Source organism: Streptomyces sp. NPDC002701, assembly GCF_042889045.1.
GTDB lineage: Bacteria > Actinomycetota > Actinomycetes > Streptomycetales > Streptomycetaceae > Streptomyces.
The window spans coordinates 380,943-404,970 of sequence record NZ_JBIAQL010000005.1; the positions used below are offsets into that span (position 1 = coordinate 380,943).

The 24,028-nt window shown below is 69.2% G+C and carries 19 protein-coding genes, 1 tRNA gene and 2 pseudogenes; 11 read left to right on the forward strand and 11 right to left on the reverse strand.

The features are described from left to right. Positions 1 to 159: 159 nt before the first annotated feature. From ACFYXC_RS17460 to ACFYXC_RS17470, 3 genes are read right to left on the reverse strand one after another with little or no spacing between them, the layout of a single operon-like run. The gene (locus ACFYXC_RS17460; RefSeq protein ID WP_389552301.1) at positions 160 to 1,518 is read right to left on the reverse strand and encodes an MFS transporter; all 1,359 of its coding nucleotides are present in this window, start codon (positions 1,516 to 1,518) and stop codon (positions 160 to 162) included. Between the two features lies 1 nt (position 1,519). After that, a complete protein-coding gene (locus tag ACFYXC_RS17465) occupies positions 1,520 to 2,458 on the reverse strand; it encodes an amidohydrolase family protein (RefSeq protein ID WP_389552304.1) in 939 nt (312 codons plus the stop codon). A 5-nt stretch (positions 2,459 to 2,463) separates the two neighbouring features. Continuing rightward, positions 2,464 to 3,489: an amidohydrolase family protein gene (locus tag ACFYXC_RS17470; protein WP_389552307.1), complete on the reverse strand. Its 1,026-nt coding sequence runs from the start codon at positions 3,487 to 3,489 to the stop codon at positions 2,464 to 2,466. 233 nt (positions 3,490 to 3,722) lie between these two features. Here ACFYXC_RS17470 and ACFYXC_RS17475 point away from each other — a divergent pair, with 233 nt between their 5' ends. The 5 genes from ACFYXC_RS17475 to ACFYXC_RS17495 all read left to right on the forward strand — a co-directional run bounded on the left by ACFYXC_RS17475 (position 3,723) and on the right by ACFYXC_RS17495 (position 9,816). After that, entirely contained in the window at positions 3,723 to 4,430 is a 708-nt protein-coding gene (locus tag ACFYXC_RS17475; protein WP_389552310.1) for a response regulator transcription factor, read from the forward strand. 11 nt (positions 4,431 to 4,441) lie between these two features. Further along, positions 4,442 to 5,944, forward strand: coding sequence for a sensor histidine kinase (locus tag ACFYXC_RS17480; protein ID WP_389552312.1), 1,503 nt, complete (start codon positions 4,442 to 4,444; stop codon positions 5,942 to 5,944). After that, a complete protein-coding gene (locus tag ACFYXC_RS17485) occupies positions 5,941 to 7,101 on the forward strand; it encodes a TAXI family TRAP transporter solute-binding subunit (protein WP_389552315.1) in 1,161 nt (386 codons plus the stop codon). The genes ACFYXC_RS17480 and ACFYXC_RS17485 overlap by 4 nt, the downstream gene beginning before the upstream one ends. Before the next feature lie 174 nt (positions 7,102 to 7,275). Then, positions 7,276 to 9,231 (forward strand): YncE family protein, encoded by a 1,956-nt coding sequence (locus ACFYXC_RS17490; protein WP_389552318.1) that lies wholly within the window; start codon positions 7,276 to 7,278, stop codon positions 9,229 to 9,231. Positions 9,232 to 9,444: 213 nt separating this feature from the next. Continuing rightward, positions 9,445 to 9,816, forward strand: a complete 372-nt coding sequence (locus ACFYXC_RS17495; protein ID WP_389552320.1) for a hypothetical protein — start codon at positions 9,445 to 9,447, stop codon at positions 9,814 to 9,816. 7 nt (positions 9,817 to 9,823) lie between these two features. Here the strand turns inward: ACFYXC_RS17495 and ACFYXC_RS17500 are convergent, their stop codons facing one another. Further along, the gene (locus ACFYXC_RS17500; protein WP_389552323.1) at positions 9,824 to 10,594 is read right to left on the reverse strand and encodes a polysaccharide deacetylase family protein; all 771 of its coding nucleotides are present in this window, start codon (positions 10,592 to 10,594) and stop codon (positions 9,824 to 9,826) included. A gap of 396 nt (positions 10,595 to 10,990) precedes the next feature. On the opposite strand from ACFYXC_RS17500, the pseudogene ACFYXC_RS17505 reads away from it, so the two are divergent. From ACFYXC_RS17505 to ACFYXC_RS17520, 4 genes and pseudogenes are all read left to right on the forward strand, one after another. Next, positions 10,991 to 11,182 (forward strand): annotated as a pseudogene (locus ACFYXC_RS17505) (hypothetical protein); the annotation flags it as partial. 24 nt (positions 11,183 to 11,206) lie between these two features. Then, positions 11,207 to 11,355: pseudogene (locus ACFYXC_RS17510) on the forward strand (VapC toxin family PIN domain ribonuclease); the annotation flags it as partial. Positions 11,356 to 11,397: 42 nt separating this feature from the next. Further along, a protein-coding gene (locus ACFYXC_RS17515) for an IS5 family transposase (RefSeq protein WP_389552326.1) occupies positions 11,398 to 12,206 on the forward strand; the annotation gives its coding sequence in 2 pieces (ribosomal slippage) (positions 11,398 to 11,745 and positions 11,748 to 12,206; 807 coding nt in all). A gap of 1,144 nt (positions 12,207 to 13,350) precedes the next feature. Continuing rightward, positions 13,351 to 15,600, forward strand: coding sequence for a caspase family protein (locus tag ACFYXC_RS17520; protein ID WP_389552329.1), 2,250 nt, complete (start codon positions 13,351 to 13,353; stop codon positions 15,598 to 15,600). A gap of 266 nt (positions 15,601 to 15,866) precedes the next feature. Here the strand turns inward: ACFYXC_RS17520 and ACFYXC_RS17525 are convergent, their stop codons facing one another. The 3 genes from ACFYXC_RS17525 to ACFYXC_RS17535 all read right to left on the reverse strand — a co-directional run bounded on the left by ACFYXC_RS17525 (position 15,867) and on the right by ACFYXC_RS17535 (position 17,353). After that, positions 15,867 to 16,100 carry a hypothetical protein gene (locus ACFYXC_RS17525; protein ID WP_389552331.1) on the reverse strand — a complete coding sequence of 78 codons (234 nt, stop codon included), beginning with the start codon at positions 16,098 to 16,100 and terminating at the stop codon, positions 15,867 to 15,869. Next, entirely contained in the window at positions 16,097 to 17,206 is a 1,110-nt protein-coding gene (locus ACFYXC_RS17530; RefSeq protein WP_389552334.1) for a DUF1152 domain-containing protein, read from the reverse strand. The genes ACFYXC_RS17525 and ACFYXC_RS17530 overlap by 4 nt, the downstream gene beginning before the upstream one ends. 73 nt (positions 17,207 to 17,279) lie before the next feature. Beyond that, a tRNA-Gly gene (locus ACFYXC_RS17535) sits at positions 17,280 to 17,353 on the reverse strand. Between the two features lie 547 nt (positions 17,354 to 17,900). On the opposite strand from ACFYXC_RS17535, the gene dcd reads away from it, so the two are divergent. Further along, positions 17,901 to 18,476, forward strand: a complete 576-nt coding sequence (gene dcd / locus ACFYXC_RS17540) for a dCTP deaminase (protein WP_388917796.1) — start codon at positions 17,901 to 17,903, stop codon at positions 18,474 to 18,476. After that, the gene (locus ACFYXC_RS17545; RefSeq protein ID WP_388917798.1) at positions 18,473 to 18,982 is read left to right on the forward strand and encodes a phosphoribosyltransferase; all 510 of its coding nucleotides are present in this window, start codon (positions 18,473 to 18,475) and stop codon (positions 18,980 to 18,982) included. Before dcd ends, ACFYXC_RS17545 begins: the two co-directional genes overlap by 4 nt. 17 nt (positions 18,983 to 18,999) lie before the next feature. Here ACFYXC_RS17545 and ACFYXC_RS17550 read toward each other — a convergent pair whose 3' ends face one another. The 4 genes from ACFYXC_RS17550 to ACFYXC_RS17565 all read right to left on the reverse strand — a co-directional run bounded on the left by ACFYXC_RS17550 (position 19,000) and on the right by ACFYXC_RS17565 (position 23,822). Further along, a complete protein-coding gene (locus ACFYXC_RS17550) occupies positions 19,000 to 19,878 on the reverse strand; it encodes a GyrI-like domain-containing protein (protein ID WP_389552337.1) in 879 nt (292 codons plus the stop codon). 132 nt (positions 19,879 to 20,010) lie between these two features. After that, the gene (locus ACFYXC_RS17555; RefSeq protein ID WP_389552340.1) at positions 20,011 to 21,246 is read right to left on the reverse strand and encodes a sulfite oxidase; all 1,236 of its coding nucleotides are present in this window, start codon (positions 21,244 to 21,246) and stop codon (positions 20,011 to 20,013) included. A 52-nt stretch (positions 21,247 to 21,298) separates the two neighbouring features. After that, complete coding sequence (locus tag ACFYXC_RS17560; RefSeq protein WP_388917807.1) at positions 21,299 to 22,285, reverse strand: YIP1 family protein; 987 nt, start codon at positions 22,283 to 22,285, stop codon at positions 21,299 to 21,301. Between the two features lie 67 nt (positions 22,286 to 22,352). Next, positions 22,353 to 23,822, reverse strand: a complete 1,470-nt coding sequence (locus ACFYXC_RS17565) for an FG-GAP-like repeat-containing protein (protein ID WP_389552342.1) — start codon at positions 23,820 to 23,822, stop codon at positions 22,353 to 22,355. Positions 23,823 to 24,028 lie beyond the last annotated feature (206 nt).

The following is a 24,028-nucleotide window of genomic DNA, read 5'->3' on the forward strand; positions in this document are numbered from 1 at the left end:
CGCGCGGGGCGGGGGGGGGGGGGGGCGGCGGGGGGGGGGGGCGGCCCGCGGCCCCCCCCCCCCCGGTTGTGGGGGGGGGCGGCGCCCCCGCCCCCCGCCCCCCCCCCCGCCCCCCCCGACCACGCACCCGCTGATCCCCGCCCCGGAGGGCAAGCAGGGTCAGGCGGGTACGCCGACCCGCTTGCCCTCCGCCTCGGCGAGCCGCACGGCGCGCGTCCGCGCCCCGAACACCGCCAGAACGACCGCCCCCACCATCCACGTCCCCGCGATGAAGCAGAAGACGGCCCGATACCCCTGCCCGGTGTACAGCGCCGCCACGATCAACGGCCCGGCGGCGTTCGACAACCGCCCCAGCCCGTACGACACACTCGTGCCCAACGACCGCGCCCGCGTGTCGAACAGCTCGGGCGAGTACGCGTACGCGAGCGCCGTGTAGCCTCGCTCGAACAGGTTCACCAGGAAGCCGAACACGATGATGAGCACCGGGTCGAAGGTGAGCCCGTACAGCAGCCCGCACACCGCGATGACCGTGCCGAAGCCCACCAGGCACCACTTCCGCTCGAACCGGTCGGTGACCAGCGACGCCAGATAGCAGCCGAGCGGCGCGCCGACGGTGGTGAGGGCCACGTAGAAGACGGACTTCTCGACGCTGAAGCCCTCCTTGGCCAGCAGGGTGGGCGCCCAGCTGGAGTAGCCGAAGAAGCCGATGGTCTGCGTCATCCACAGCACGGACAGCAGCAGTGTCGGGAACAGGTACTTCTTCCGCAGGAGCAGCCGCAGCGGCGCCTTCGTCGACGGCGTCCCGACGACCGGCGGCGCCGGCTCGGGCAGGGGTCCCTTCTCGGCCGCGACGTCCGCCTCGATCTCCCGCAGGACGGCGTCCGCGGCGGCGTGCTCACCCCGGCTCTCCAGCCAGCGGGGCGACTCCTTGAGACGGCCGGCGAAGAGGACGAGCAGGATGCCCAGGGACCCCCACAGGTAGACCAGCCGCCACGACCAGTCGTTGAGCGGGACGACCGCGCTGGCGATGAGGTTGGTGACGGGCGTGCCGCAGATGCCGATGGCGATGGCGTACGCCTGGTACTTGCCGCGGATCGCCGACGGGTACATCTCGTTGACGTAGACGACGCCCACGACGGTCATCGCCGACAGGCCCGCCGAGGTCAGCACCCGGAACACGCCGAGCGAGACGAGATCCCAGGAGAACACCGCCGCGAACGAGGAGAGGCCGAAGAACAGCGTCGTCCACAGCAGCGCCCGTCTGCGGCCCCACCGGTCGGCGATGGACCCGGCGACGATCGCCCCGACGAACATGCCGACGAACGAGAGCGAGGTGACGTAGGCGACCTGGTCGACCGTCAGACCCCACAGCTTGATCAGCTTGGGCGCGGTGGTGGCGAAGCTGTTGATGTCCGCGAACTCGAAGAAGTACGCGAAGGCGACGGCGAGCAGGGTGACCTTGTGGAACCGGGAGACCGGCAGCCTGTCCAGCCGGTTCAGCGCGTTGGCCTGTTGCATGTCAGAAGTCCTCGCCGGGCCAGTACAGGCCCATCGGGTTGGCGACCAGGAGCTTGTGCCGCTGCTCGGCGGTGACCGCCACGTGCGGTACGTGGTCGACGAGCAGGCCGTCGTCCGGCATGTGGTCGGTGAGGTTGGGGTGCGGCCAGTCCGTGCCCCACAGCACCCGGTCGGGGAACTCCGCCACGACGCGGCGGCCGAAGGGGACGACGTCCGTGTAGGCGTGGCGCTCGCCGTGCAGGGCGGCCGGGCCGGTGACGGTCAGGCGCTCGGGGCAACTCACCTTCACCCAGACGTCGTTGGCGTCGACGAAGCGCAGGAAGCGGGTGAACTGCGGCCCGTCCACCGGCTGTGTCACGTCCGGCCGCCCCATGTGGTCCACGACCAGGGGCACGGGCAACGACCCGAAGAAGCCCTCCAGTTCGGGCAGGTCGACGCTCTCGAAGTACAGGACGACGTGCCAGCCCAGCGGGGCGACCTTCCTGGCGATGATGAGCAAGTCGTCGGCGGGCGAGGTGTCCACCAGACGGCGTACGAAGTTGAAGCGCACCCCGCGCACGCCCGCCGCGTCCAGGGCGAGGAGTTCGCTCTCCGCGATGTCGGGGCGGACCGTCGCGACGCCCCGCGCCCGGCCGCCGGCCGACCGGACGGCGTCGACCATGGCGCTGTTGTCGGCGCCGTGACAGGTGGCCTGCACGATGACGTTGCGCGCCACGCCCAGGTGGTCGCGGAGCGCGAACAGGTCCTCCTTGCCGCCGTCACAGGGCGTGTACTTCCGCTCGGGCGCGAAGGGGAACTCCGCCTGCGGCCCGAAGACGTGGCAGTGCGCGTCGACGGTCCCGGGCGGCAGCCGGAACGCGGGCGCGGACGGACCGGTGTACCAGTCCAGCCAGCCGGGCGTCCTGGGAGCGAGGGGGGCCGCGGGGGAAGGGGTGCTCACGCGGCTCACCGCCCCTGACGCTTCAGGAGGGCGTCCAGACGCGGATACACCGCTCGGGCGTTGTGCTCCTGGACCGCCGCCAGGTCGTCCGGGGAGAGGCGCGCGGCCTCGGCGTACCGGCGGGTGTCGTCGAAGTGGTGTCCGGTGCACGGGTCGATGTCGCGGACCGCGCCGATCATCTCCGAGGCGAACAGGATGTTGCGGGCCGGGACCACGTCGTAGAGGAGGTCCGAGCCGGCCTGGTGGTAGACGCAGGTGTCGAAGGAGACGTTGCCGAGGACGTGTTCCTCCAGCGGCGGCTTGCCGAGCGCCATCGCCAGGCCGCGGAACCGGCCCCAGTGGTAGGGGACAGCCCCGCCGCCGTGCGGGATGACGAGGCGCAGGGCCGGGAAGTCGGCGAACAGGTCGCCCTGGACCAGCTGCATGAACGCCGTGGTGTCGGCGTTGAGGTAGTGCGCGCCGGTGGTGTGGAAGGCGGGGTTGACGCTCGTACTGACGTGGATCATCGCCGGGACGTCGTACTCCACCATCTTCTCGTAGAGCGGGTACCAGGAGCGGTCGGTGAGCGGCGGGGCCGTCCAGTGGCCGCCGGAGGGGTCGGGGTTCAGGTTCACCGCGACCGCCCCGTACTCCTCCACGCAGCGGGTGAGTTCCGGTATGCAGGTGGCCGGGTCGACGCCGGGCGACTGCGGGAGCATCGCGGCGGGCACGAACCGCTCCGGGTACAGCCGGGAGACGCGGAAGCAGAGTTCGTTGCACAGGGCGGCCCAGGCCGCGGAGGTCGCGAAGTCCCCCACGTGGTGGGCCATGAACGAGGCGCGCGGCGAGAAGACCGTCACGTCGATGCCGCGCTCGTCCATCAGCCGCACCTGGTGCGGCTCGACGCTCTCGCGCAGTTCGTCGTCGCCGATGCGCAGGTCCGCGGGGGAGGGGGCGGCCGACGGGTCGGTCAGGGAGGCGGTCTGCCGGTCGCGCCAGGCCGCCAGGGCCGGCGGGGCGGTCGTGTAGTGACCGTGACAGTCGATGATCATTTACGGCGTCCTTCACAGGCTGCTGCTCTGCTGCTGGGTGCCGTGCAGCCTCACTCCGTCCCGCACCGCCGCACGAGAGGGCCGGACACAGAACTAACGTCCCCTTAACACTCCGGCGGGTGCGCGGCCGGTGTGGTCTACATTCGGTTTCGTGACTACCGGGAGTGGCGGCGGCCGGACCGCGGCGACGACCGGGAAGCCGCGGAGGACGGGGGCCGAGGGAGGTGGACGGGATGCAGGTACTGCTGGCCGAGGACGACGACGGCGTGGCCGCGGCGCTCGTCGAGGTCCTGTACGACCACGGTCACGTGACCCGTCGGGTCCGCTACGGCAGGGATGTCCTCACCTACCACCGCAGCTCCGACCTGCTCCTTCTCGATCTGGGCCTGCCCGACACCGACGGTCTGGACGTGCTGCGCGCCCTGCGGGCGGTGAGCGACATACCGGTGGTGGTGCTCACCGCACGCGGCGACGAGCGCTCGGTGGTGCGCGGGCTGCGCCTCGGCGCCGACGACTACCTCGTCAAGCCGGTACGCCTCGCCGAACTGCTCGCCCGCATCGACGCCGTCACCCGGCGTAACACCGCGCAGCACGCTACCGCCGGAAGGACCGCCGCACGGACCGCACGGACCGTGCGTGCCGGTGACGTCGAGGTGGACCTCGACGCGCGCCGGGTCCGGGTCGCCGGGGCGGAGGTCGAGCTGACCACCAAGGAGTTCGACATCCTCGCCGTACTGGCGGGACGGGCGGGCACGGCGGTCAGCCGCGAGCAGGTCCTGGACGAGGTGTGGGGCGACGCCCACCACGCCGTGTCCCGCTCCCTGGACGTCCACCTCACCCAGCTGCGCGCCAAACTGCGCCGCCCCGGCCTGCTCACGACGATCCGGGGCTTCGGCTACCGCTTCGGGGCCGGCCGGGACGGCCAAGGCCCCCGGGACTGAGGAGCCGACGCGTGCGCACCAGGGTCCAGGCCGCGCTGCTGCTGTTCGTCGTGATCGCGGTGGCCGCGTTCGCCGTACCGCTGCTGCTGTTCACCGCGTCCGACCGCACCCAGCAGCTGGTCCTCGCCCGCAGCGCCGACCTCGACCGCTTCGCCGCCCTCATGGACCAGGCGGCGGCGACCGGCGACACCTCGGCCGTCGCCGCCGAGGCCCGCCGCTACACCCAGCTGTACGGGGAACCGCTCGTCGTCACCGACACGCGCCGCAGGCCCGTCGTCCAGACCGGCGGCATGCGGGCCGTCGACCCCGCCGTCGCGCGGCTGCTCGACGCGGCCCTGCGCAACCAGACCGCGCGCCCCTCCCGCGCGCTGCGGCCCTGGTCACGGGGGCACCGGATGTTCGCGGAGCCGGCCGGCACCGGGACCCGGGTCTCCGGGGCCGTGGTGCTGCGGGCCTCGGTGGGGACCGCGTCGGAGGAGATCACCCGGCGCTGGGCCGCCGTCCTCGCGGGGGCCGCGCTGGTCGCCGTCGCCTGCACGGTCCTCGCCCGGGCCGCGACGGGGTGGGTGGTCAGCCCGCTGCGCCGCCTGGACCGGGCCGTCGGGCAGCTCGCCGCCGGGCTCCCGCCCGAGCGGACCGAGCAGACCGGGGCCGCGGGGCCGCCGGAACTGCGCCAGCTGGCGATCGGCTTCAACCGTATGGCCCGTACGGTCACCGCCGCCCTGGAGCAGCAGCGCAGGCTCGTCGCCGACACGTCCCACCAGATGCGCAACCCGATGGCGGCGCTCCGGCTGCGCGTCGACGCCCTGCACCCGCACCTGGCCCCCTCCGGCGAGCGTACGTACACGGGCGTGACCACCGAACTCGACCGCCTGGAGACCCTCCTCGACGACCTGCTCGCCCTCGCCACCGCGGAACACCGGGCCGGGGAACTGGCCGTGACCGACGGTTCGGACGTCCGCTGCGACGCGGCGGCGGTGGCCGCCGAGCGGCACCGCCTGTGGGAACCGGTCGCCGAACGCGCCGGCGCCCGTCTGACCCTCGGGACCGGCCCGGCCGCATCCCCTGTCCCGGTCCCGGCCGCCTGCACGGACCGCGAACTCGCGCAGGTCGCGGACATCCTCCTGGACAATGCCATCAAGTACGCGGGCGAGGGCGCCGCCATCTCCCTCCACTGCACCACCGCCGAGGGCCGCGCCGACGGCGGACCCGCGGTCCTCGCGGTCCTCACGGTGACGGACGACGGCCCCGGCCTCGGCCCGCAGGAACTGGCCCTGGCCACCACACGATTCTGGCGCGCGGGCCGCCAGCGCCGGAACGGCACCTCGGGCACGGGCCTGGGCCTGGCCATCGCCGAACAGCTCCTGGCGGGCCGGGGCGGCCACCTGGAGCTGAGCACGGCGCGACCGCGAGGGCTGAGGGCGCGGGCGGTGGTGCCGGCGCCAGGACCGCCGCCGGGAGAGCCCGGAGCGGCCGGCGCCGGGCACCGGGACGGGGGAGGTGCCGCACGATGACCCGCCCCGGCCCTCGCCAGAACCAGCAGAACCAGCACGGCCAGCAGCAGAGCCAGCACAGCCGGTGGAGCCAAGAGAGTAAGCAGGGTCAGCACGGCCGGCAGGGCCAGCACAGCCAGCCGCCCCCGCCTTCCCGGCCGCGCCCGCTCCCCGTTCCCGCTCACGCCCCCGTCCCCGTCGACCGCCGTGCGCTTCTCCACGCCGCGCTCGGCACGGCGGCCGTCGCCGTCCTCGGTGGCGCGCTCACCGCCGACGCCTCCCGGACGCGTCCCGGACCCAGCGGTGTCCTGCGCGTCGCGACCGGTGAACCGACCGCCTTCTACGAAGCCTTCGGCCGCCTCCTGACGGCGGAGATCGAGAGGGCGTACCCCCGCCTGAGCTGCCGCGTCCGCACCACCGCGGGCAGCCTCACCAACATCGGACTGCTCCGCGACCGCCGCGCCGACCTCGCCCTCGTCCTCACCGACACCGCGCTGGCCGCACAGGGCACCGACCTCTTCCCGCGGCCGGTGCCCCTGCGCGCGATCGGCCGGGTGTACGAGACCTACCTGCAGTTCGTCGTCCGGGCGGACTCACCCGTGCGCGAGGTGTCCGAGCTGGGCGGCCACACCGTCTCGCTCGGTGCGACCGGATCGGGCGCGGCCGTGCTCGGCGAGCGGATCCTGCACGCCGCGGGTCTGTCCCCCGGCACCGACGTCCCCGTACTCCACCTCCCGCCGGCCGACGCGGCCGACGCGATGCGGGCGGGCTCGATCGAGGCCCTGATCGTCGCGGGCGGCGTACCGCTGCCGGTCCTGACCGGCCTCGACGACGGCCCCGGGCTGCGGTTCCTGCCGCTGGCCGGGCTGCTGCCGCGCCTCGGCGGCCGGGACGGCCTGGCCGGCTCCGGCCTGGAGGAGGTGTCCCTGCCGCAGGGCGCGTACCGGTCGGCGGGCGGGGTCGCCACCATCGGCGTCTCCAACCTGCTGGTGTGCCGTCCCGACCTGCCGCGCGCGGTCGCCGAGGCGGTGACCCGCCTGCTGGCCCGGCGCGCGAGCGCCCTGGTCCCGGACAACGCGGTCGGCACCCAGTTCCTGGACGTCGGCAGCCTGATCGGCACGGGCGGCATCGCCCTGCACCCGGGGGCGGCGGAGGCGTACCGCGCGCTGCACGGCTGACCGGCGCCCGAAGATCGAAAATCGGGCGTCGTTGTCACTGGCATGCCATACGCTGCGTCTTCGGCCGCGTCGACGCACCGTCGACGGTGCGGGGGAGCGCGCGGCCGGTTCATCCATGCCCGGCCGTACCGGGCATCTCTGTGGGGGGTCACCATCACTGTGCGCAGGCGCAGCATGTCGATCGCGACGGCACTCGCGGTCGTCCTCGGTTCCGCGGCCCTGGCGGCGGGAACGGCGGGGCCGGCCTCGGCCGACTCCGCGAAGACACTTCCGGTGGCGTCCGTGGGGGACATCGTCGTGGACGGCGCCCATCAGCGGGTCTACGTCTCCGATCCCACCGGCGGCAAGATCGTCGTCACCGACTACACGGGTGCCGTCAGGGCGACCCTGACCGGGCTCCAGGGCGTGACGGGCCTCGCGCTGTCCGCCGACTCCGGGCAGGTGTACGCGGCCGTGAAGAGCGGCAACCGCATCGTCTCGGTGGAGACGGGCACGTACACCCAGACCGCGAGCTACCCGGTGGGCGCGCCGCCCGGGGACCTGGAAGTGGTGGACGGTTGGGTCTGGTTCGCCCACGGCACCGACTTCGGCTCGCTCGACGTCTCGGGCGCCGAGCCCGTCGTGCACCTCGCCCAGCGAGGGGACGTCGGCTTCTCCGGCGCCTACGGCATGTTCCTGGCCTCCGACCCGGCCGTCCCCGGCGTCCTCGTGGCCGGCAACGGCGGTGCCCTCGCCGTGTACGACGTCTCGGCCGACGGCGCCGCGCTGCGGGTCAAGGGCGGTATGGACACCGCCGTGAAGCAGATCGACCTGACGCCCGACGGCGGCCAGGTCCTCACCTCCTGGGGCAGCCCCGAGTACGGCTACGGCATCGGCGCCTACGCGGCCACCGACCTCGCCGAGCAGACCGGCTACCCCATCGACGCCTACCCGAACGCGGTGCGGGTCGCGCCCGACGGCAGTGTCGCGGCCGGCAGCGACTCCGTGTACGACCCGGACGTCCACATCCACCGGCCCGGTGAGCAGGTGCCGGTGCGGGAGTACGACTTCCCCAACACCGGCAACAGCAGCGGCTCCGACCCCCTCGTGGACGGCGCCCTGGCGTGGGCGCCGGACAGCAGCAGGGTCTTCGCCGTCTCGGTGAACACCTACGGCACGTACACGCTGCGCGCCCTGACCGACCCCACCAAGGAACTGCCCGCGCTCAAGGTGTCGGCGCCCGCGAAGTCGGACCGGGCCAAGAAGCTCACCGTCACGGGCGGGCTGACGTCGAGGACCGCCCTCGCCGCGGGCACGTCCCTGAGCGTGACCCGTACGGACGTCGAGTCCCCGCAGGGCAAGGCGCTGACCGCCGTCAGGACGAAGGCGGACGGCAGCTTCTCCTTCACGGACACCCCGCCCGCCGGCGGCAAGGTGACCTACAAGGTCTCCTACGCGGGCGACGCCACACACGCGGCCGCCGCCGGCTCCGACACGGTGGAGGTCTCGCGCAAGGCGACCGCCCTGAGCCTCACCAACAACGGCAAGGTGTACGCGTACGGCAAGGACGTCTCCTTCACCGCGCACCTCGGGACGACGTACAAGAACCGTACCGTCGCGATCTACGCGGATCCCTTCGGCTCCGACAAGGCGAAGAAGCTGCTGAAGACGGCGAAGGTCAACTCCAGGGGCGACCTGTCGGCGACCGTCGACATGACCCGTGACACCACCGTCACCGCGGTCTTCGCCGGCGACGCCCGCTCCGCCGCGAAGACCGCGACGTCGACGGCGTACGCCCGGGTGAAGGTCTCCACCGTCGTCTCCAAGCACTACAAGACGGCGAAGATCGGCTCCACGACGTACTCCTGGTTCCGCAAGAACACCGACCCGGTGTTCACCACGTCGATGAACCACTACACCGGCCGCAAGCAGCGCTTCCAGCTGCAGGTGTACTACCAGGGCTCCTGGTACGACTCGGGCTCCGAGTACTTCGCCGTCGGCACGAACGGCAAGTCGGTCGTGAGGCTGGAGGCCCCGGGCGAGTCCGGCATCCGGGCCCGGATGCGCTCGTCGTACATCAACGGTTCCTCCGGCGACACGGTCAACTCCACGACGCACGGCGCCTGGAAGTACGTCACCTTCACCAACTGACCGGCTCACGCGTCACAGGTGCGGAACCTCGTGCCGGTACGGCCCCGACTCCAGGGGGCCGTACCGGCACGGCCGTTTCCGGAGACGGCCGTTTCCGGAGACGGCCGTGCTGGGGTGGGCCTCCCGGCTTGGGCCCGAGATTGGGCCCACAACTTGGCCCCCCGGCTTGGGCATCCCCGCGACGGCGGAGCGAACAGCGGGCAGGATGGCCCCATGACAAAGTCGTCCGTACGACCGGTCCGCCGTGACTCCGCTCGTTCCAGTCTGCTGTCGTTGTGGTCGCAGGACTCCGTGCTGTCGATCGGCTCGGTGGGTTCGGTGCTGTCGATCGGCTCGGTCGGTTCGGCCCTGTCGGTCGGCTCGATCGGAAGCGCCCTGTCGGTGGGCTCGATCGGCTCCTCCCTGTCCCTGATCTCGACCGGCTCATGGCTGAGTACGGGATCACTGTTCTCCGCCCAGTCACGCTGGTCGGTACTGTCCTGGCGCTCCTCAGGAGGCTTCCTGGCGGTGGGCGCGGCAACGGGAGGCGCCCTGCTCCTGGCCAGGCTGCTCCACCAGACCGGTGCGGGCACCTCCCGCCCCTGACCGCGGCTCAGCGCACCGGGAACCCGAACGAGTAGCCCTGCTCCTTGAGCCGGGGCAGGATCCGGCTCAGCGCCTCGACGGTCTGGGAACGGTCGCCACCCGCGTCGTGGAAGAGGAGCGTCGGCCCGTTGGGCAGCTCCCGCTCGACGGTGGCGACGATGGCGTCCGTGCCCGGGCCCTCGAAATCCTTGGTGTCCACGTTCCAGCCCAGCGGACGCATACCGCGGGAGGCGGCGAGCTCGCGGCTGTACGGGGTGAAGGCACCGCCGGGGGCCCGGTAGTACATCGGCCGTACGCCCCCGGACGCCTCGGTGATCATGCGCTCGGCGTCGAGGATCTCCTGCGACTGGTATGCCTCGGGCTTCTTGTCCATGGTGGTGTCGTGCGACACCGAGTGGTCGCACAGCCGGTGCCCGGCCGCGACCACCTCCTTCACGAGGTCCGGATGGGCCTGCGCCTGCGTCCCCACCATGCAGAACGTGGCCTTCACCCCGTACTCCCGCAGCACGTCCAGCACTTGGGGGGTCCACACCGGGGTGGGGCCGTCGTCGATGGTGATGTTGACGCCGCGCGGCCCCTTGTCCGAGGCGTGGGCGATGGTCACCGCGACCGGCTCGACGTCACCGCCGGGCGTCGCCGACGCGGCCGCCTTCGGCGACGAGCCCACGGGACCGGCCGTCGCGGTCCACACCGAGGCACCGGAGGCGGCCAGCACCACCCCGACCGCCGCACCGAGCACCTTGCCGTACCAGCCCCGCCCGCCGCCGTGCTGTGCCATGTCCGCCCGCTCTCCCGCAGTTCCTCGCCGATTCCCGGGTCGACTCGCGACCACCAGGAGGGACGAGGGACGGCGGCCGAGGGATGCGCCCGTTACGGACCGAGGACAAGGCCGAAGTGATTCACACACAACTCGACGACTGCGGGGCCCGGCTGGGAGATCGCCGAGGGATCGGCGCGCTCTTCGGAGCGCGGCACATCCGGAACCGGTCAACGAGAAGGCCGACCGTGCCCGATCGCAGACCTGTTCCCGAGAACGACCCGGCATGACCGCGCAACCCCCCTCGATAAACTGGCACTTCGTCGTACCTTCGGGGAGGGCGGTCTCGCGCCCGAAAGGCTTCACGGGCCGGGAGTTGCACATGGGCGTGCAGGGCGTGCTTGGTACGAGGTGTGCAGGAGGGGCATGAGCGAGGCTGAGATCACCCGTCGGGGAATCCATCTCGCGGCCATGGCGAACCAAGTCTGGGACGAGCCTCCTTTTTCACAGACGTTCGAGGGGACGGGGCGTACGCCGACCAAGACTGACGTCCGTGACGCGGTCGCCGACACGGCCCGCCGCGAGACGGATCCCGGAACCACCGCGTGATCATCGTCATCGCGGACACGTCCGGACTCTCTGGCCTCAGCGCAGTCCGTCCGAGTCCGCTACGACGCGCTCGACCTGGACCTAGCCGACGCGGTGAACGTGGCGCTCGCCGGCGCGACGTCCGGGCCGTACGGCCGTTGGGCCGCCGCAGGCGTTACGGGTACTGTCAATAAGACGCCATTTCAGTTGGTGTGATCTTGCGGCAGTCTGAGGTGATGACTGCTGCGCTTGTCGAACGATTGGCGCCAGAAGAGCTGTGGGAGTTGTTCCAGCTGGTGGTCCCGCCGGCTCCGGAACGCCCGCAAGGCGGAGGGCACCGCCGGCGGGGCGACCGTGAGGTGCTGGCCGCGATCATCTTCGTAGCCACTTCGGGCTGCACCTGGAACCAACTGCCGCCGGGTTTAGGGCTGTCGGGTGTGACGGCGTTCCGCCGGTTCACCGTGTGGACCGAGGCCCGGGTATGGGCCAAGCTCCACCGTCTGGTCCTGGACGAACTCGGCTCACAGGGCAAGCTGGACTGGTCGCGGTGCGCAATCGACTCCGTCAGCGTTCGAGCCCTCAAAGGGGGCGGCTGACGGGACCGAATCCGACTGACCGCGCCAAAGCCGGATCGAAAATCCACCTCATCGTCGACCGCAATGGCCTGCCGCTGTCGATCGGCATCTCCGCCGCCAACCTCCACGACAGCCAGGCCCTCATCCCGCTGGTCCGCGGCATTGCACCCATCCGCTCACCTCACGGACCCCGCCGGCGACGCCCCGGCAAGCTGCACGCAGACAAGGGCTACGACTACCGGCACCTGCGGCGATGGCTGTCACAGCGAGGCATCCAGCACCGCATCGCCCGCAAGGGCATCGAGTCGTCCCGGCGGCTGGGCCGGCACCGCTGGGTCGTCGAGCGGACCGTGTCCTGGATGTCCGGCTGCCGACGCCTCCACCGCCGCTACGAACGCAAGCCAGAACACTTCCTCGCCTTCACCGCCATCGCCGCAACCCTCATATGCCACCGCAGACTCGCCAACTGAAATGGTGTCTAAACAAGCCCCGGGCCGATGACCTGGGGCTTCGATGTGGAGCGGGTGACGAGAATCGAACTCGCACTCTCAGCTTGGGAAGCTGCTGGCTTTTGAGGGCGGTCCTGTTATTGACCTGGGCAAACGCTCGTGGTGTGCCCTCGGCGGGTTCGGCTCTCTTCACCATGGTTCCCCGCTGCTCCCCGCTCGATCTGGTGCGCTTGTGGTGCGGGGGCGAGCGGAGCACGGTCGAAGAGCGCCACATTCACAGGCATGGTTGTCAGTGGTCGTGGCTAGGGTCTTGGACGCGCGGTCGGTTTCCGAGGTGTCCAGCTCTGTAGAGCAGCTGCATCCCCGGTTCTGTCTGGGGGCGGTCCGAGGGATCCTTTGGGCCTAACCAACGGTCGGGCTTCGTCGATGGCCAAGAGTGAGACCTGTCAGCGCCGGCCGCGCACCAATCACTGCTGCTTGTGGACTGTGGGTGCACGCTTTCCAACTGTGGTGGTAGTCCCGGGGGCTCGAACGGGGCCGTTCACCTGAGTTCACGGACGGCCAGTTGTCTGGGCAGCTACCGCCTCCGGTCCCGTCTGAACGGCCTTGCACGGCGCTGAATGAGACGGATTCTGAGACGGGCGGCGGAACCAGGCTAACTAGCATCTTCGCTGTTGGAGGGGGAGTCATGGCACTGGCCGCAAGCGATCACACCGGATCGTTGTCGACGGCACAACCTACAGCTGGCGGCTGCGAGGCCGGCCGACCTACCTCCAGGTCCTGGTCGCCGTGCACGTTCGCGGTCGAGCCTGCGGCACCCAGGGGACGACGCTGGTGGTCACCACCGACCAGCCGCCGCCTCGATCACTTCCTCGGCTTCATACCTTTCGAACTGACCCCATCCGGGCAATAGTTGGTGCTCGACGACAGTCAGCCACGACGATGGTTCAAACGACCGACCGGGTGCGCGTATGCCTCGCTGCACTCCCACTGGCGTCAGCCACGCCTGTGCTGTTGACAGGGCATGTGGCTACGGCTGACCCATGAAGGCACCTCGGGAGGGTCCGCCCCTGAAGACTCGCGGCGGTGCGGAGGTTTGCCGATCAGCCTGCGCCCTCGGGCGATGAACTCTAAGATGATGTGACACAGATCACAAGGAGGGGTTATGGAGCTGGCGCTTGCTCTGGTCGTGGGGATTGATGCCTACAAAGATCGGTGGCCGAAGCTCTCATGTTCCGTCCATGATGCCGATCAGGTGGCAGCTGTCCTTGAGATGGAGGAATACGGGTTCCATGTGACGCTTCTGCAAAATGATGAAGCTACAAAGACTAATATTTTTAGATGGCTGATTGATGCCAAAAACTCTGGTGCTGACAAAATTCTCTTCTACTTTTCCGGCCATGGGGCATCTACGGAACTAGGGCACTATATTGTCACATACGACAATCGGGACTTTGATGAAGGTGTACCGCTCCCTGACATCCTTCGAATCTTGGAGCCAAGTGAGGCCCAAGAATCTCAAGTCTTCGTACTCCTTGATTGTTGCCACTCCGGAGGAGCCGTAACAGGGCGCAATGGCTCTGTTATGCGCGTTTCCGAGTTGCTAAATTCAGAGATTCTAGAGGTGGTGAGGCAAGTCGGGTCCTCTTCAGCTGTAGTTGCTGCTTGCTCTGAAAATCAAAGCGCCTGGGAGACTAATAACCTAGGTCATGGAATTTTCACATACTATCTTCTTTATGCACTGACTGGAGCCGCAGCAGATCACACGGGCAGCGTGACTGGTCACAGTATCTACGAGGTGATCTCACGCGAAATGTCGAAAGGTGGATCGAATCAGCTGCCTATTTTTGGGGGCCAGGTTCGCGGACGCCTCTTGGTTGGCACTGGATTCACACCCGAACTCGGACCTCCTCCCCCCGAGGCAGACTATGAGCGCTATGAGCTGGAAGCTCAGGATTTTTTGGACTCCTATAATAGACTTAAGTCCGGCTTTGATATCAACACTTGGCGTACTAGTGGGCACTATGCGTCATGTCGCAGACTAGAGAATATTTCGAAGTGGTTCGATGAGAAGGACATAGTTCCAGGCCTATCCACCCGACTAACGTACCAGCAGGCGCGCGACACATTGACGCGTTATCAGACCGAGCTGGGGCTGATCGAAACTGGCACGAAGACGAGAGAGGGCATCGTCACAAAGCAGATTGGGGCTGGAGGGTTCGGATCTGTTTTTAAGGTGGAAGACAAAGAAGGTGAAGGTTCCATCTACGCCTATAAGGTTTATCATCCACATGAACTGCATGACCGTGAGAAAGTGAAGCGGTTCCGGAACGGCTATGACGCCATGCAGCTACTAGCTCACCCCCAGATCGTTAGAGTGCATCGGTACAGCGATTGCCCGACGGGATTCGTAATGGACTATGTCGATGGCAGCAATTTGCGAGAGTTGCAGCCGGGTACTTTTCTGTCCCCCTCGGAAATTATCTCAATCCTGTTGAAGTCTGCCGAGGCTATCGAACATGCACATTCGCACAGCGTGATTCACCGTGACATTAAGCCAGAGAATATTGTCTGCCGATATACGGATGATGGGGAGTATCTCCCCTATCTCACTGACTTTGATCTGGCTTGGTTCAGTACTCAGACCCAGAGGGCTACTAAGAGCGCGATGGGAGTTGTGTACTATGCCGCTCCCGAGCAATACATTGCATTTGATCCAAAGGCGGCTTACAGTAGAGAGCCAACCCTCGATGTTTTTTCTTTCGGGCAGCTTCTATCGTTCTGCTTCGTCAATTTAGATCCAGATCCGATCAACGTAGCCGGAAACGCCGGGAAACTTAATAGTGCTGTCAAGGGTTCCTGTTCCAACGAATCGGCCTCCAAGCTCATGAAGCTATATGAGGAATGCGTAAGCTTTGATCGGCATCAACGCATCCAGGACTTTTCTGAAGTGATCGGGCGTCTGGGGGATATTCACAACGACCTCCAGCATACGGAGTTGGACGCCAAAATCACTACTGCTCAATATGCCAAAGAACTCGCCTTTCAGATTACTCGAAAGGCGCAGCGGCAGGAAGAGATAACCTCCTTTCTCAGTGCGTCGGGGGCCTGGGAGGCTTCCATCGAGTGGCGAGAAAAGCTTGCCGGTCGCGAGTATCGTCCTCTACTGATATTGCGCCTCGCGCCAACTAGCCGCGTATCTCTCGAAAATGTCAAAAATGAAAGAATGCGAAAGATTCTTAATAGGCGAGTTGATCAGGCCATACAGCCCTATAGAAATAGGGCTACTCGACATCCTGGGCAGCGCGGAATTTATGAAGTTTTCGTTGAGTGGTTTCCGGGCCGGATGACGCGCAGTGACTCTTCGCAACTCGCTGAAATGCTGCGCAGAGTCTTCGGCGCTCTCGAAAGTTAGGATCTTCATATCGGGCCAGGTCGGGCGCAACGACTTCGGGCTGGAACTGATTTTGCGCGATCCCCAAAGTGGCTCCTTGCAGCCATGGAGTTGACCGCCCCGGCCACGACGTACCCCTTCTCTGGCATCAGGTGGCTGCATGCTTTGAGCGCGGCACGGGCGCCGGCCGGGCTGGAGCGGGGCGGAGACAGGAGTGCAGGCCCGGCCGGGGGCCGGGCCGCGCGCGGTGAGCGGAGCGAGCTGCTTTGAACCCGTAAAGAAAGTTGTTACTCAGGCTTCGGCTGGGGCTCGTTGGCTGTGATCTTGCGGCTTTGTGCTGCGGCCCGTTGCAGGGCCTGGGCCACCTGGTCTGCGCTGTCGGGGGACAGCAGGATCTCTTGTGTCCAGAGGATCGACAGCCTGATGTCGCCGTTCAGCAGGTTGGCGGCGACGTCGACCTCAGTGCCGTTGCCCGTCACTTCCTGCGCGTTCAGAGCAGGATCGCTGCTGAACGCGCTCATGCTGTGGGCTGAAGGCCGTTGGTCGCGATGCGCCACAAGGGCGCCGTGTATTGCTCGGGGCGGCTGCTGATGAGGAGTCGGCGCAAGTCCTCGCGCTGAGAGGCGTTGAGGTTCAGGACTTCGGTGAGGTGGCAGAACGTCGTGTGGGTGACTCCGCGGCGCCTCGCCTCATTATCGAACTCGTCGAGTTCGGCCAACACGGATTGTGGGTCCAGATCCGCGGGCGGCTGGTCCTTGAGCCATGCGGCCTTGTTGCGCTCGTAGTCGATCTCCGAGTAGCCGCAGATTTCGCGGCTGTGTGCCTCGGCTTCGTCGAGGGTCTCAGTCGCCATGACGGCGCGAGCCAACTGGTTGCGGGTGACGGCGTCGTCCAGGTCGACCTCGTGGACGGTCGGGCCTTCGTGCGTGAGGGGGATGGGGAAGCCGGCGTCTCGGACTTCGCAGGTTCCGCGGATTCCTCGGGCGGTTGCGGCGAGCATTCCCGTGACCTCGGAAGGGTGCCACTCCAGGATCGAGCCGACCGGTTCCACGTCCTCCGTGGTGAAGGTGTGGATGAGGGCGCCGAGCAGACCCCGCAGATCGGCAAGAGGGAGTTCGCCGTCCAGTCCGGGGCCCGCGACCAGTAGGCGGGCGGGCGCGTTCACCTGGCAGCACGCTGCGAGCGTGAGCGCGTCCGCGAGCGGGCTCTTCAGTGTCGGCTCGTCGCCGCGGGCGAGGATGTCGCCTCCCACGTCGAGCAGGTCGATCGACTCCGGCGACAGCTGGGTGATCAGCTCTTCGAGCTGGCGCGTGACGCCCCCGGCGCCGTGGTGCGGGTCGATGAGGGCGAAGGTGTGCGGGAGCTCTGCCGCGAGACGGGGGAGTGTGGATCCCGCTGGTGCGATCGGGCGGGCGTCCGCCGGCACTGTCCAGACTGCCGGGGTGAGCTGGTGGAGGCCGGTGAAGTTGTCAGGTCCTCGGGGGCCCGGCACCGGATCGACGAGGAGGCGGTCCCACGCGTACGTGAGGATCACCGCCCGGTCCTCGTCGCCGTAGAGGGCGGTGTGAAGCATCGCGGCGGCGACAGCGTCGCCCCCTCCTCCTGCTGCGACGATCAACCGCGTCATGCGGTCAGCGTACGGGGTGGGGGATTGACCACGCATGAAAGAACCCCCGGGTCCATGACCTGGGGGTTCTGCGTGGAGCGGGTGACGAGAATCGAACTCGCACTCTCAGCTTGGGAAGCTGATGTTCTACCACTAAACTACACCCGCGTGAGACGCCGGAAACGAGTGGTTCGTGCCGGTGTCGGAAACGCGGATTCACCATACCTCATGGCGGGCCCCCGGTGCTGAAGCCGTGGGGTCCGAGCTTGTTCCGTGGTGGTTCCGGGGGGTGGACGGGGCTGCGGGGCGCAGGAGTTGAGGCGTACGGTGGAGGGGTGCGAGAGGGGCCCGGCGGGATCGGAGTGCCGCCTGCGGGCCCGTCCCTTTCATCCCGTAATGTGGCTTCCTCGTCAGTCAGACGCGGCTCCTGGGGAAGGGACTCTGAGGACTTGATGGAACGCAGCACCGTCGTCCGTTGTGCCGAAGGGCACGTGTTCAGCACCGCATCGCTTCCGATGCAGCAGGCCGAGCGGCTCGGGCCTGGCCGGCTCATCCGTTGCCCCCGTTGCGCCCGGCTCCGCAACGTCGTACCGGTGGAGCTGGAGAAGCACTGAGGTGGCCGGGGTGCGCCCCGCCACCGCCTGTCCGTACGCCCGCGGGCCCGCCACGACGACCGGATGGTGGCGGGCCCGCGGGCTCTGCGTATCCTCGGGACGTGCTTCTCTCTGACAAGGACATCCGGGCCGAGATCGACGCCGGGCGCGTACGGATCGATCCCTACGACGCCTCCATGGTGCAGCCCTCCAGCATCGACGTGCGGCTCGACCGCTACTTCCGGGTGTTCGAGAACCACCGCTACCCGCACATCGATCCCTCCGTCGAGCAGGCCGATCTCACGCGGCTCGTGGAGCCCGAGGGCGACGAGCCGTTCATCCTGCACCCCGGGGAGTTCGTCCTCGCCAGTACCTACGAGGTCGTCTCGCTTCCCGACGATCTCGCCTCCCGGCTCGAGGGCAAGAGCTCGCTCGGGCGGCTCGGGCTCGTCACACACTCCACGGCCGGGTTCATCGACCCCGGGTTCTCCGGGCACGTGACCCTGGAGCTGTCCAACCTCGCGACGCTCCCCATCAAGCTCTGGCCTGGGATGAAGATCGGGCAGCTGTGCATGTTCCAGCTCAGCTCGTCGGCCGAGTTCCCCTACGGCAGCGACCGGTACGGGTCCCGCTACCAGGGGCAGCGCGGCCCGACCGCCTCGCGTTCCTTCCTCAACTTCCACCGGACCCAGGTATGAGCGACGTGCGCGAGAACCTCAGCTACGAGCGTTTCGGCACGGCCGTCCGCGAGCTCGCCCAGACCATCGCCGACGACGGGTACGAGCCCGACATCGTGCTCAGCATCGCCCGCGGCGGCGTCTTCGTGGCCGGCGGACTCGCCTACGCCCTGGACTGCAAGAACATCCACCTCGTGAACGTGGAGTTCTACACGGGCGTCGGGACCACGCTCGACATGCCGGTCATGCTGGCGCCGGTCCCGGACACCATCGACTTCTCCGACAAGAAGGTGCTGATCACGGACGACGTGGCCGACACCGGCAAGACGCTGAAGCTCGTGCACGACTTCTGCGTGGACGCCGTCGCCGAGGTCCGCTCCGCCGTCATCTACGAGAAGTCGCAGTCACTGGTGAAGTGCGAGTACGTGTGGAAGCGCACCGACGACTGGATCAACTTTCCGTGGAGTGTTCTGCCGCCGGTGCACAGGTCGGGGGAAGCGGCCAAGGAGAACAGAGAGGCGCTGTAGACCGCTTCAGCGGCCGCTCAGGACGGCGGTCCCTGTTCCACCGGGATCCACAGCTCCGCGTCCGCCTCCGTGGCGTCCGGGGAGAGCTGGGTGCGGAGGATCTCCGGGCCCGGCCTGCTCCGGTACGGGTTGGACGGGAACCACTGGGTGAACACGTCCCGCCACAGGTGCTGGAGCGCCTGCGGGAACGGGCCCGAGTTCTCGAAGACGGCCCACGTGCCGGCCGGGACGGTGAGTCCGTCCAAGTCCTCCGGGGCGGCCGAACCCGTCACCACGCCGTGGTAGTAGTCCAGTTCGGTGCCCTCCGCGCGGCTCGGGTCGAGGTTGTCGCTCACCCCCACGATTCCCTTGGGCTCCTGGTCGGAGAGGGCGCCGACGCGGCGCAGTGTCTCCTGGTCGATGCCCCGGATGAACCGTGCGATCTCCGGGTTGACCCCCTCGTGGACGAGCGGGACACGGATCCTCCTGCCGACCACCCGGAATGCTTCCTTCTCCACGATCCGGTATCGCATGCTGCTGTTCCCTTCGACGACGAGACGGAAGGACAGGCGAGGCTGGGCGGTCAGCACGGCTCCGGTGCGGCGGGCCTCGCCCGGGCCCACGCCGTGCATGGCCCGGAACGCCCTCGCGAACGCCTCCCCCGAGCCGTAGCCGTACCGCACCGCGATCTCCAGCAGCGTCCGCTCCCCGGCCAGTACCTCGGCGCCCGCGACGGTGAGCCGCCTGCGCCGGACGTACTCGGACAGCGGGAGCCCCGCCAGTGCGGAGAACAGCCGCCGGAAGTGGTACTCCGACGTCCTCGCGATCCGTGCCAGCTCGGTCACCTCGAACCGCTCGTCGAGACGCGACTCGATGTGCTCCAGGGCCTCGTTCAACCGCTCCAGCGACTCGGCCAACCCGCTCTCCTTCCCTTGCGTCCACCACGTTAGGAACGGCGTACCGTGCCGGACCCGACATCCCGTGCCCGGTTCGGTCGGGTGCGGGTGGCCCGTGGCCCCGTGCGCAGTGGCCCGGTGCGCAGTGGTGTCCTACGCGCAGGCCACCGTGATGCGCTGGACCTCGTTGTTGCCGAAGCCGCCGCGGTTCCAGGGCTGGGTGAGGGGCTGGACCGTGCCCTCGGCGTCCGTGGCGCGGGCCGTCAGGACGTGCCGGCCCGGTTCCGCGGTCCAGGTCGTGTGCCAGTGGCGCCAGGACCAGGAGTGTTCGCCCGGCGGGGCGAGTCCGGCGTCCTGCCATGACGTGCCGTCGTCCGTGCTGACCTCGACCCTCGTGACCGGGGCGCGGCCCGACCAGGCCCGGCCCTCCAGACGTACGGGACCGGGGCGTACGACGCGGGTGCGGGACATGAAGTCCGGGAAGCCGGGCGGGATCATCAGCGCGCGCGGGGCGATACGGGTGATCGGTTCGCCGGGCTCGTCGGGGGACTGCCGGTAGCGGTAGGCCACCGCCTGCTGGCAGCCGGTGAACGGGGTGTCGGTGAGCGTGATGTCGGTCAGCCACTTCACGCTCGCCATGCCGTACCAGGCGGGGACGATCAGGCGCAGCGGGTGACCGTGCTGCGGCGGGAGGGGGGCGCCGTTCATCTCGTACGCCACCAGGACCTCCGGATCGGCGGCGGTCGCGTCCGCGAGGGACAGGCTGCGGCGGTAGTCCTGTTCGACGCCGCGTTCCACCCCGTGGTCGGCTCCCGTGAAGACCGCCTCGACGGCGTCCGGCCGTACGCCCGCCTCCGCGAGCAGCGTCCGCAGGGGTACGCCCGTCCAGTCCGCCGTGCCGACCGCCTCGACCAGCCAGGGCTGGCTCACGGGCCGTGGGGTGAGCCGGGCCCGGCCGTTGCCCGCGCACTCCATCGTCACGCGGTGGGTGACCTTCGGGAGGGAGCGCAGGGCCGCCATGTCCAGCGTCAGGGGCGTACCGACGCGGCCCTGCACGGTGAGCGTCCACGTGTCGGCGTCGGCGGGCGGGATGTCGTAGTGGACGAGGATGTAGTGCAGTCCGGGCGGGGTCACGTCGTAGCGCAGGGCCTCCAGGGGGAGGCCGTGGTTGCGGGCCGCGAGGGCGAGCTCCTCGTGGCCGATCCCCTCGTCGGGGCCGGCCACGCGCCCCGGAGCGCTGATGGCGGCGAGATCCGCGGGTTCGTCGGTCACCGAGGTCGTTCCGGTGGTCCCTGTCGCCGCTCCGGTGGTCCCCGGGGTCGTTCCGGTGGTTCCTGCGGGGTGCGTGGGTTCGCCGTCCATCGCGTTCACGGCGTTCATGGGGTTCATGGGGTCCATGGTGCTCCCGCCGTCCGCGCGGGAGCAGCCCCTCGGATCTTTTCTAGAACGTGCCGAGCTTGATGATCGACAGCAGCGCGATCAGCTGGATCGCCGAGGCTGCCAGGGCCTTGGGCCACGGCAGGTCGTGCGACTTGTTGACCATCAGCGTGAACAGCGCGCCGGCCGCCACCCAGGTCACCCAGCCGAGGATCCGCACGAACGGCGCGTCGCCGCTCGCGAACATGGCGACGATCAGGCGCGGCGCGTCCGTGAGCGACATGATCAGCATGGAGAGGCCGACCGTGGGCTGCCAGGCGCCGTCGCCGCCGAGCTGGCGGGCGAGGGTGTGGGTGACCACGCCGAGGATGAACGCGCTGAGCACGATCGCGACCGCCGTCGTCAGGACGATGGGGACCGCGTTGGACAGCGTGGCGTTGATGGCGTCCGCGCGGGCGCCGTCGAAGCCGAAGACGGCCAGCAGGCCGTAGAGGAACGTCACGACGAGGGCCGGGCCCCACATCGTGTAGTCGCGCATCTGCAGGAAGGTCTGGTTCGGGCGCAGGACGACGCCGCTCAGCAGGTCCTTCCAGTGCAGCCGCGGGCCGACCGGGGGCGCGGCGGTGTGGCCCGCGCGGTAGGTCTCGCCCTGGCTGTACGGGTCCTCGCCGACCGAGAAGGCCGTCGTGTGACCCGGTTGGTTCGCCGCGTACGGGTCCGGGGCCTGCGGGTGGTGACCGTGGTCGCCGAAGTACTCCGGCTCGCCGTGTCCGTTCCCCTGGGGCCACCGCTGCGGGCCGTTGCCGCCGCCGTACTGGGGCGGCTGCGGGTGGGCCCCGGGCGCGGGGGGATAGCCGTACGACGGGCCGCCCCGGGGGGCCTGCTGTCCGTACGGCTGCTGCCGCGGTTGTTGCGGAGGCGCCTGCTGCGTGCGGTTGTCCCGGCCGCGTCCGATCCTGAATCCAGCCACGCCATCGAACGTACCTGGTCCTGCGGAGTCCCGTGCCGGGCCCGGGGCTTCGGGACCGGCTTTGCTGCCGACCTGTGACATCCCCTAAGGGACCTCTTGAGGGGCGCCTCAGGGGCGCCTCAGGGGTGCCGACTGCCCGGTGACCGTGTCAGCGGCTGCTCAGGGGCCGTCCGTAGGCGAGGGCGCTCTTCGGGTCGGGCAGTCCCAGCCGTGCCGGGGTGAGGGCGTAGGAACCGTCTACGCCCGCCCGCGGGAAGAGCCACAGGCCACCCGACGCGGCGTTCTCGCCGGGGGAGCCGACCGTGAGGTCCGGGGTGCCGTCGTGATCGTGGTCGCCCGTCGCCACGGCGGCGCCGAAGGCGTCACCGGGCTCCGCGGCGCCCGGGACACGCGGCGTGCCCTGGTGGTACGCGACCGCGTGGCCCTCGCCGGACGCGTCGGCCAGGCCGTTCTCCGTGCCGAACAGCAGGGTGGCCGCGCCCGCGTCCGGACGGGTGCCGATCGCCTCGCCGGGGGCGCCCGCGACCAGGTCGTCGCGGCCGTCGCCGTCGAGGTCGGCCACGGCGAGGGCCGCGCCGAAGCGGTCACCGGACTCGGCGACGCCGGGTACGCCGGCCGTGTCCTGGTTCAGGGTCTGCTTGCGGAACCCGAAGGAGCCGTTCGCGTCGGCGCCGTAGTGGATGTGGAGGCCGCCGCCCTTCGCGTACTCCTCCGGGCCGCACGGGTCGTCGATGTTCTCGTCGGCGATCTCCCGGCACTCGCCGAGCACCAGGTCGTCGTGGCCGTCGCCGTCGAAGTCGCCCGAGGCGAGGGCGGAGACACCGGCGTTGTCGGTGTTCCACACGTTGGCCAGGGCCTTCTCCGCCCGTTCCCACGCCCAGATCCGTACGTGCGACTGGGTGAACGGGTCGTTCGTCCAGTACCCCACCGCCAGGTCCTTCGCGCCGTCGCCGGTGAAGTCGCCGGTGGTCAGGACCGGGGCGCGGCCGCCCATGGGGGCGGTGACGACGGTGGCGGCGAGGCCGTCGGCGGTGCGCAGGACGACCTTGTCCCTGCCGCCGGTCACGATGTCCCTGCTGCCGTCGCCGGTCAGGTCGGCCGCGGCGACCGACAGTCCGTACGCGGCCGAGGGGGCGGGGCCGGTGACGACGTTGGAGCCGGGGCCCGGGCCGCCCTTCGCGCCGCCCACGACGGAGACCAGGCCCGCGTCCGTGCCGCGGCCGGTGACGTCCTCGCCGGGGGCGCCGACGAGGAGTTCCGCGACGCCGTCGCCGTTGAGGTCCTCCAGAACCGCGGAGGCGCCGAAGCGGTCGCCCGTCTCGGGGGTGCCGGGCACTTCGGCGGTGGACTGGGTGACGCGGATGCCGCCGTGGGCGCCCGTGCCCTTCTCGCCGCCCCACAGGACGCTGACGTAACCGGCTCTCGCCTTGCCGCCGACGGTTCCTTCGGGGACTCCCACGGCGAGGTCCGGGTAGCCGTCGGCGTTGAAGTCGCTGGTGGAGGGGGGCACTGCCGCTGCGGCTGCGTTCGTGGCTGGTGCGAGGGTGAGGAGACCACCCGTCAGGGCGGCGGCGGTTGCCGTCGCGAGGGTGAGTCGCCGGTGCTTGGGCTTGGGCATGCGGGTCCTCCTGCGGCATGCGGGGCGCCGGTGGGTGCCCGTCGTCAGTGGGTGCGTACCACTTGTGTTGGCCCGGGGTTTCCCTGGGGTTCACAGGTGGTCGGCGATCGGAAGACCCGTGGGGAGGGTGGGGGGTTGTACGTGGGGTCTCGATTTGCCTCGCCCGGGGTGAGTGCGGTGAGGATTGCCGGTGAGGTTGGTGGGGG

What these genes read in the sequence shown, in the direction of transcription:
- ACFYXC_RS17460 (WP_389552301.1), bottom strand. Translation starts at nt 1,518, where the DNA reads ATGCAACAGGCCAACGCGCTGAACCGGCTGGACAGGCTGCCGGTCTCC.
- ACFYXC_RS17470 (WP_389552307.1), bottom strand. Translation starts at nt 3,489, where the DNA reads ATGATCATCGACTGTCACGGTCACTACACGACCGCCCCGCCGGCCCTG.
- ACFYXC_RS17475 (WP_389552310.1), top strand. Translation starts at nt 3,723, where the DNA reads ATGCAGGTACTGCTGGCCGAGGACGACGACGGCGTGGCCGCGGCGCTC.
- ACFYXC_RS17485 (WP_389552315.1), top strand. Translation starts at nt 5,941, where the DNA reads ATGACCCGCCCCGGCCCTCGCCAGAACCAGCAGAACCAGCACGGCCAG.
- ACFYXC_RS17490 (WP_389552318.1), top strand. Translation starts at nt 7,276, where the DNA reads ATGTCGATCGCGACGGCACTCGCGGTCGTCCTCGGTTCCGCGGCCCTG.
- ACFYXC_RS17495 (WP_389552320.1), top strand. Translation starts at nt 9,445, where the DNA reads ATGACAAAGTCGTCCGTACGACCGGTCCGCCGTGACTCCGCTCGTTCC.
- ACFYXC_RS17500 (WP_389552323.1), bottom strand. Translation starts at nt 10,594, where the DNA reads ATGGCACAGCACGGCGGCGGGCGGGGCTGGTACGGCAAGGTGCTCGGT.
- ACFYXC_RS17520 (WP_389552329.1), top strand. Translation starts at nt 13,351, where the DNA reads ATGGAGCTGGCGCTTGCTCTGGTCGTGGGGATTGATGCCTACAAAGAT.
- ACFYXC_RS17525 (WP_389552331.1), bottom strand. Translation starts at nt 16,100, where the DNA reads ATGAGCGCGTTCAGCAGCGATCCTGCTCTGAACGCGCAGGAAGTGACG.
- ACFYXC_RS17530 (WP_389552334.1), bottom strand. Translation starts at nt 17,206, where the DNA reads ATGACGCGGTTGATCGTCGCAGCAGGAGGAGGGGGCGACGCTGTCGCC.
- ACFYXC_RS17545 (WP_388917798.1), top strand. Translation starts at nt 18,473, where the DNA reads ATGAGCGACGTGCGCGAGAACCTCAGCTACGAGCGTTTCGGCACGGCC.
- ACFYXC_RS17555 (WP_389552340.1), bottom strand. Translation starts at nt 21,246, where the DNA reads ATGAACCCCATGAACGCCGTGAACGCGATGGACGGCGAACCCACGCAC.
- ACFYXC_RS17560 (WP_388917807.1), bottom strand. Translation starts at nt 22,285, where the DNA reads ATGTCACAGGTCGGCAGCAAAGCCGGTCCCGAAGCCCCGGGCCCGGCA.
- ACFYXC_RS17565 (WP_389552342.1), bottom strand. Translation starts at nt 23,822, where the DNA reads ATGCCCAAGCCCAAGCACCGGCGACTCACCCTCGCGACGGCAACCGCC.